The organism is Mycobacterium sp., assembly GCF_040509115.1.
In the GTDB taxonomy this organism is placed as follows: domain Bacteria; phylum Actinomycetota; class Actinomycetes; order Mycobacteriales; family Mycobacteriaceae; genus Mycobacterium.
In genome coordinates this window covers 1-4,295 of record NZ_JBEVLO010000248.1, presented here as the reverse complement: position 1 = coordinate 4,295, position 4,295 = coordinate 1, and the positions used below count along the sequence as shown (strand labels likewise).

5 protein-coding genes are annotated in these 4,295 nt (G+C 65.6%); 4 read left to right on the top strand and 1 reads right to left on the bottom strand.

Annotated elements, in window-relative coordinates:
* The 3 genes from atpD to ABW137_RS17010 all read left to right on the top strand — a co-directional run.
* A partial coding sequence (atpD, locus tag ABW137_RS17020) for a F0F1 ATP synthase subunit beta (RefSeq protein WP_526402031.1) occupies positions 1-1,239 on the top strand: 1,239 nt, incomplete at its 5' end.
* Positions 1,240-1,296: 57 nt separating this feature from the next.
* Positions 1,297-1,662 (top strand): F0F1 ATP synthase subunit epsilon, encoded by a 366-nt coding sequence (locus ABW137_RS17015; protein WP_526402030.1) that lies wholly within the window; start codon positions 1,297-1,299, stop codon positions 1,660-1,662.
* Between the two features lie 7 nt (positions 1,663-1,669).
* Positions 1,670-2,116 (top strand): DUF2550 family protein, encoded by a 447-nt coding sequence (locus ABW137_RS17010; protein ID WP_526402028.1) that lies wholly within the window; start codon positions 1,670-1,672, stop codon positions 2,114-2,116.
* A gap of 41 nt (positions 2,117-2,157) precedes the next feature.
* Here the strand turns inward: ABW137_RS17010 and ABW137_RS17005 are convergent, their stop codons facing one another.
* Positions 2,158-2,724 (bottom strand): cob(I)yrinic acid a,c-diamide adenosyltransferase, encoded by a 567-nt coding sequence (locus ABW137_RS17005; RefSeq protein WP_526402026.1) that lies wholly within the window; start codon positions 2,722-2,724, stop codon positions 2,158-2,160.
* Positions 2,725-2,792: 68 nt separating this feature from the next.
* On the opposite strand from ABW137_RS17005, the gene murA reads away from it, so the two are divergent.
* Positions 2,793-4,046 carry a UDP-N-acetylglucosamine 1-carboxyvinyltransferase gene (gene murA, locus ABW137_RS17000; protein WP_526402024.1) on the top strand — a complete coding sequence of 418 codons (1,254 nt, stop codon included), beginning with the start codon at positions 2,793-2,795 and terminating at the stop codon, positions 4,044-4,046.
* Positions 4,047-4,295: the final 249 nt, after the last annotated feature.

Sequence of the window (4,295 nt, the reverse complement as noted above, 5' to 3'; positions counted from 1 at the left end):
GCCCTGAAGCCGACCGACGGCCTGGTCCGCGGCCAGGAGGTCACCGACACCGGTGCCGCGATCAGCGTGCCGGTGGGCGACGTCACCAAGGGCCACGTCTGGAACGTGACCGGCGACCTGCTCAACCCGGTCGAGGGCGAGAAGATCGAGATCACCGAGCGCTGGCCGATCCACCGTCAGCCCCCGGCCTTCGACCAGCTCGAGTCGAAGACGGAGCTGTTCGAGACGGGCATCAAGGTCATCGACCTGCTGACCCCGTACGTGCAGGGCGGCAAGATCGGCCTGTTCGGCGGTGCCGGCGTGGGCAAGACCGTGCTCATCCAGGAGATGATCTACCGCGTCGCCGCCAACCACGGTGGTGTCTCCGTGTTCGCCGGTGTCGGTGAGCGCACCCGCGAGGGCAACGACCTCATCGGGGAGATGGAGGAGGCGGGCGTCTTCGACAAGACCGCCCTCGTCTTCGGCCAGATGGACGAGCCGCCCGGGACGCGCCTCCGCGTCGCGCTGTCCGCGCTGACGATGGCGGAGTACTTCCGCGACGTCCAGAACCAGGACGTGCTGCTCTTCATCGACAACATCTTCCGGTTCACGCAGGCCGGCTCCGAGGTGTCGACGCTGCTCGGCCGCATGCCCTCCGCGGTGGGCTACCAGCCGAACCTCGCCGACGAGATGGGCGTGCTCCAGGAGCGCATCACGTCCACGCGCGGCAACTCGATCACCTCGCTGCAGGCGATCTACGTGCCGGCCGACGACTACACCGACCCGGCGCCCGCGACCACGTTCGCGCACCTCGATGCCACCACCGAACTCTCGCGCGCGGTGTTCTCGAAGGGCATCTTCCCGGCGGTGGACCCGCTGGCGTCGAGCTCGACCATCCTGGACCCGGCCGTCGTCGGTGACGAGCACTACCGCGTCGCGCAGGAAGTCATCCGAGTCCTGCAGCGCTACAAGGATCTTCAGGACATCATTGCGATTCTCGGTGTCGACGAGCTCTCCGAAGAGGACAAGCAGCTGGTCAACCGGGCGCGTCGCATCGAGCGCTTCCTGAGCCAGAACATGATGGCCGCTGAGCAATTCACCGGCCAGCCGGGTTCGACGGTTCCGCTGAAGGAAACCATCGAAGCATTCGACAAGCTCACCAAGGGTGACTTCGACCACCTGCCCGAGCAGGCGTTCTTCCTCATCGGTGGCCTCGACGACCTGGCCAAGAAGGCCGAGAGCTTCGGCGCCAAGCTGTGATTGGCGGGCTAGCTCGCAGGCTACGCACGCGAGGAGCACTGAGAGGAGTGGTGTGCGATGGCTGAAATCCACGTCGAGATCGTGGCCGTCGAGCGCGAGCTGTGGGCGGGTGACGCCACGTTCGTCTTCACCCGCACCACCGCGGGTGAAATCGGCATCCTGCCGCGCCACATCCCGTTGGTGGCGCAGCTGGTCCCCGACGCGATGGTGCGCGTCGAGCGCGAGGGTGAGGACGATCTCCGCATCGCGGTCGACGGCGGGTTTCTGTCGGTCACGGACGAGGCGGTTCGCATCCTTGTGGAGAACGCCGAGCTGGAGTCCGAGATCAATGCCGACGACGCCAAGCAGGATGCCGAGTCCGACGACGAGCGCACCGCCGCGTGGGGCAGGGCGCGGCTGCGCGCCCTAGGCGAGCTCGACTAGGTTGCCGATGAGCGCGTCCATGATCGTCATGGCCGCGCTGGTCGGCGTGTTGTTACTGGTCGTCGTCGCGCTGTCCTATCGGTTGTGGAAGCTCCGGCAGGTGGGCGGCTCGGCGGCCATTCTGCGCGACGTGCCCGCAGTTGGTGGGCACGGCTGGCGCCACGGGGTGGTGCGTTACCGCGGGGGAGAGGCCGGTTTCTACCGGCTATCCAGCCTGCGGTGGTGGCCCGATCGCAGGATTTCACGGCGCGGTATCGACGTCGTGTCACGCCGTGCCCCAAGGGGTGACGAGTTCGACATCATGAGCGCCGAGATCGTCGTTCTGGAGCTACGTGACACCGGTTCCGAGAGCCGCCGGGGCTACGAGATCGCTTTGGACCGTGCGGCTTTGACCGCGTTCACCTCTTGGCTCGAGTCGCGGCCGTCGCCGCGGGCGCGGCGCAGATCGAGCTAAGCGCAACCGCTCAACCGTCGTTTTTGTCTTCGCGCAAGCGCTCATCCGCCGGGCTTCCAGAGGACGTCGCCGTCCGGGTTCGCCGCGCGCGACAGAATGAACAACAGATCCGACAACCGGTTGAGGTACTTGGCAGGCAGCACGCTGACCGAGTCGCCGTGCGTTTCGATCGCCAGCCATGCCGATCGCTCGGCTCGACGTGCCACGGTCCGCGCCACGTGCAGCAGTGCCGATAACGCGGTGCCGCCGGGGAGGATGAACGAATTCAGTGCGGGCAGCGACTCGTTGAACTCGTCGCACCACTTTTCGAGGCGGTCGATGTAGGGCTGGGTGATTCGCAGCGGCGGATGTTCCGGGTTGGCGATCACCGGCGTGGAGAGGTCGGCGCCGGCATCGAAGAGATCGTTCTGGATCTGCCGTAGCAAGGCCGTCAACCGTTCATCCGGCGCACCGAGCGCCACAGCAACACCGATGGCCGCGTTGGTTTCGTCGCAGTCGGCGTACGCCGCGAGCCGAGGGTCGTTCTTGGACACCCTGCTGAAGTCGCTCAGCCCAGTCGAGCCGTCGTCGCCCGTTCGGGTGTAGATGCGGGTCAAGTGGACTGCCATGGTGAAACCGTACTCGGGCTTGCTGCACGAGCCTGACGGAGAGCCATGCGCTGTTTACACTGACCGGCGTGAGCGAGCGATTCGTGGTGACCGGCGGGTCCCGGTTGTCAGGCGAAGTAGCCGTCGGAGGAGCAAAGAACAGCGTGCTCAAGCTGATGGCGGCAACGCTGCTGGCAGAAGGCACCAGCACCATCACCAACTGCCCCGACATCCTCGACGTGCCGTTGATGGCCGAAGTACTTCGCGGGCTCGGCGCCAACGTCGAACTCGACGGAGACACGGTCCTGATCACCTCGCCAGACGAGCCGAAGTACGACGCCGACTTCGCCGCCGTACGCCAGTTCAGAGCTTCGGTGTGCGTCCTGGGCCCCTTGGTCGGTCGGTGCAAGAAGGCCAAGGTGGCGCTACCGGGTGGCGATGCGATCGGATCGCGGCCGTTGGACATGCATCAGGCGGGCCTCCGGCAGCTCGGTGCGCGGTGCAACATCGAGCACGGCTGTGTGGTCGCCGAGGCGGATCACCTGCGGGGCGCCGAGATTCAGCTGGAGTTCCCCTCCGTCGGCGCCACCGAGAACATTCTGATGGCGGCGGTCCTGGCGGAGGGCGTGACGACGATACACAACGCGGCGCGCGAGCCCGATGTCATCGATCTGTGCGCGATGCTCAGTCAGATGGGGGCGCAGATCTCTGGCGCGGGCTCCTCGACCATGACGATCACCGGTGTCGACCGGCTGCATCCGACGGAGCATCGGGTGATCGGAGATCGCATCGTGGCTGCGACGTGGGGTATCGCCGCGGCGATGACGCGGGGGGACATCTCCGTCACGGGTGTCGATCCGCAGCACTTGCAGTTGGTTCTGCACAAGTTGCACGACACCGGCGCGACGGTCACCCAGCACGACAACGGCTTCCGCATCGTCCAGTACGAGCGCCCCAAGGCCGTCAACGTGGCGACGCTGCCGTTCCCAGGATTTCCCACTGACCTGCAACCGATGGCGATCGGGCTGGCCTGCATCGCCGACGGCACCTCCATGATCACCGAAAACGTGTTCGAGGCCCGCTTCCGCTTCGTGGAGGAGATGATCCGGCTCGGGGCGGACGCCAGGACCGACGGGCATCACGCGGTGGTCCGTGGGATTCCTCAGCTCTCCAGTGCTCCCGTGTGGGCGTCCGACATCCGGGCGGGCGCTGGCTTGGTGCTCGCCGGCTTGGTCGCAGATGGCGACACCGAGGTTCACGACGTCGTCCACATCGACCGCGGCTACCCGCTGTTCGTCGAGAACCTGGTCAGCTTGGGCGCCGAAATCGAGCGCGTGTCATAGCTTTTCGGTCAAAACCAGCCGTTGTGGTGCGGTTTTGGAGTATGCGCGATCGTCGGCTAGTGTTTACCCAGTGCCTACGGCCCCGGTCCTAGACCGGCAGGACGAGGATTGACGAAGCCCCCACGATGAAGTACAGTGGCAGGGTTGCCTGAAATCCGGGTGTGTTGTTTGAGAACTCAATAGTGTGTTTGGTGGTTTTTGTTTGTTGTTTTTGGCTGCCCGTGTGGGGGACTCCTCGTCTTCCTGTCT